This window comes from uncultured Mucilaginibacter sp. (assembly GCF_903913935.1).
GTDB lineage: Bacteria > Bacteroidota > Bacteroidia > Sphingobacteriales > Sphingobacteriaceae > Mucilaginibacter.
The window spans coordinates 1-2,455 of sequence record NZ_CAIWNH010000038.1 but is presented as its reverse complement, the minus strand read 5'-3'; the positions used below and the strand labels follow the sequence as shown (position 1 = coordinate 2,455).

The 2,455-nt window shown below is 39.2% G+C and carries 2 protein-coding genes and 1 pseudogene; all 3 read left to right on the top strand.

Annotated features, from left to right (window positions below; all coding sequences use genetic code 11):
* Positions 1 to 184 precede the first annotated feature (184 nt).
* On the top strand, positions 185 to 1,270 hold the full coding sequence (locus QZY09_RS01680) for a Glu/Leu/Phe/Val dehydrogenase (protein WP_295667375.1): 1,086 nt from the start codon (positions 185 to 187) through the stop codon (positions 1,268 to 1,270).
* A 50-nt stretch (positions 1,271 to 1,320) separates the two neighbouring features.
* Positions 1,321 to 2,268 carry a transcription antitermination factor NusB gene (nusB, locus tag QZY09_RS01675; RefSeq protein WP_295667371.1) on the top strand — a complete coding sequence of 316 codons (948 nt, stop codon included), beginning with the start codon at positions 1,321 to 1,323 and terminating at the stop codon, positions 2,266 to 2,268.
* Between the two features lie 5 nt (positions 2,269 to 2,273).
* A pseudogene (locus QZY09_RS01670) lies at positions 2,274 to 2,455 on the top strand (DUF1573 domain-containing protein); the annotation flags it as partial.

The following is a 2,455-nucleotide window of genomic DNA, read 5'->3' as shown; positions in this document are numbered from 1 at the left end:
TTTTCAGTAAAGAGGTTTATCATCTTATCTGAACAAAATGTTCTTGCGCCTTGTTTGATTTCCTCATATTCACCCATTAGCTCAGGATTAGATAACAATGCTTGAAAAAACAATTCTCTTTGTCACTATAAAAAAAACACATACTTTTGTCGGATACCCGAAACAAACATATTTTTCATATTTGATGCCTGCATCTATATCCGAAGATTCAATATTTAGCCAGCTTGAGGCATACGGTCACAAAAAGATCGTTTATTGCAGCGACCCTGAAACAGGTCTGCGGGCGATTATAGCGATTCATGATACCACGCTTGGGCCTGCGCTTGGCGGAACACGTATGTGGGCATATAAAACGGAAAAGGATGCTTTGCAGGACGTATTGAGGCTATCCAAGGCGATGACCTATAAATCATCCATTGCAGGGCTCAACCTGGGCGGTGGCAAAGCAGTCATCATTGGCGATTCGCATAAGGATAAGTCTGAGGCTTTGCTCCGTAAATTCGGGCGTTTTATAAAAAACCTGAACGGTGAATTTATAACCGCCGAAGATGTGGGCACCAATCCAAGGGATATGGAGTATATCCGGATGGAAACACAGTATGTTACCGGCGTACCTGAAACCATTGGCGGTAGCGGTGATCCTTCACCTATCACTGCTCTGGGTGTTTTTATGGGCATAAAAGCTTGTGTAAAGGAATATTACGGTAATGATAGCTTAACCGGCAAGTCAATTATCGTACAGGGTACGGGCCATGTGGGTGAAAAACTGATAAAACTGCTGAGGGACGAAAACGCGAAGGTTTATGCGAGTGATATAAATGAGGACGCGGTAGGGCAGATCGCAAAAAAATATGGCGCCCATGCGGTATCCAACAATTCAATTTTTGATATTGATGCAGATATTTACGCGCCCTGCGCTTTAGGGGCCACGATAAATAGTGAAACAATAAAAAAGTTAAAATGTAATATAATTGCCGGATCGGCGAATAACCAATTGGAGGATGAAACAGTGCATGGACGCCTGTTGTTGGATAAAGGTGTTTTGTTGGCCCCTGATTATGTGATCAATGCCGGCGGAATAATAAATTGTTACTCAGAATTAATGGGTTTTAGCAAGAAACGTACCATGCAGCTAACGGAGAATATATATGAAGCTACCCGGAATGTTTTAAAGCTTTCAAAAGCCGAAAACATTTCAACTATTGAAGCAGCAAATAAAATTGCTGAAAAAAGAATTGCCGATATCAAAAAAGTTAAATCAACCTATTAATTAATAATACCTGTGCACTGGATCGGGCCAGGCTAAATCGTTCTTACAACATGTTAAATCGCAGACACCTCAGGGTAAAAGTTTTACAATCGTTATATGCCTATAGCCAATCGCATAGCGGGGATTTAAAACAACACGAAAAAAACCTATTACAAAGCATTGATAAGGTATATGAAATGTATATCTGGATGCTGTCATTAATTTCTGAAGTAACAGCCTATGCATCAACAGACGCCGAAGAAAGGGCCAATAAGCACCTCCCAACAGCCGAAGACCTTAATGCAGATGTTAAAATATTAAGTAACAGGTTTATTCTTTCCCTGCAAAAAAATAAAGAGTTTTTAACAGCGTTAAAAAAGTATAAGATTGCCTGGGATTTTGAACCTGAGTTAATTAAGTCGTTGTTCATTGTGCTGAAAAACTCCGAAGAATACAAAGAGTACCTGAAAAAAACAGGCGACACGCTGCATTCTGACAAAGACATCATCAAATTCATCTTTAAAAAAGTGATCTTAAAATCGTCATTAGCCGAGCAGGTTTTTGAGGATATGTTTATTTTCTGGCCGGTTGACAAAGATGTTTTACAGGCTTTAATCGCAAAAACCTTTAAAAACTTTGCTTTTGACGTTGATGAGCAAAATAAACTGGCCGAAGTTACAGGCGATTGGGAAGAGGACAGGGAGTTTATTGTAAACCTTTTTGAGGAAACTATCAGGCATAACGACGAATACCAGCTTCTGATCACTAATAAAACGCAAAACTGGGAGCCGGACAGGATAGCAATGATAGATACCTTGCTGATGAAAATGGCGCTGGCGGAATTTATGAATTTTTCGTCGATACCGGTAAAGGTTACCATAAATGAGTACCTGGAGATTTCGAAAGAGTTTAGTACGCCAAAAAGTAATTCGTTTATTAACGGTATATTAGACAAGATTTTATCTGAATTAAAAACTCAAAATAAAATAAATAAAATAGGCAGGGGATTAATTGAATAGCAACAATGAAGAATCTTTTTTTAAGCTTAATGTCGGCCGTAATACTGTTTTCGGCCTGTAATCATGTCGAAAAAACATCGGCCAGTACTACCGGTAATGCAGGGAATGCTCCTGTCATGAAGTTTGAAAAACAAACACATGATTTTGGCAAGATCAAGGTGGCCGATATCGTCACCTACGATTTTAA

Coding starts and splice junctions, on each gene's coding strand:
- QZY09_RS01680 (WP_295667375.1), top strand. CDS start 185: ATGCCTGCATCTATATCCGAAGATTCAATATTTAGCCAGCTTGAGGCA.
- nusB (WP_295667371.1), top strand. CDS start 1,321: ATGTTAAATCGCAGACACCTCAGGGTAAAAGTTTTACAATCGTTATAT.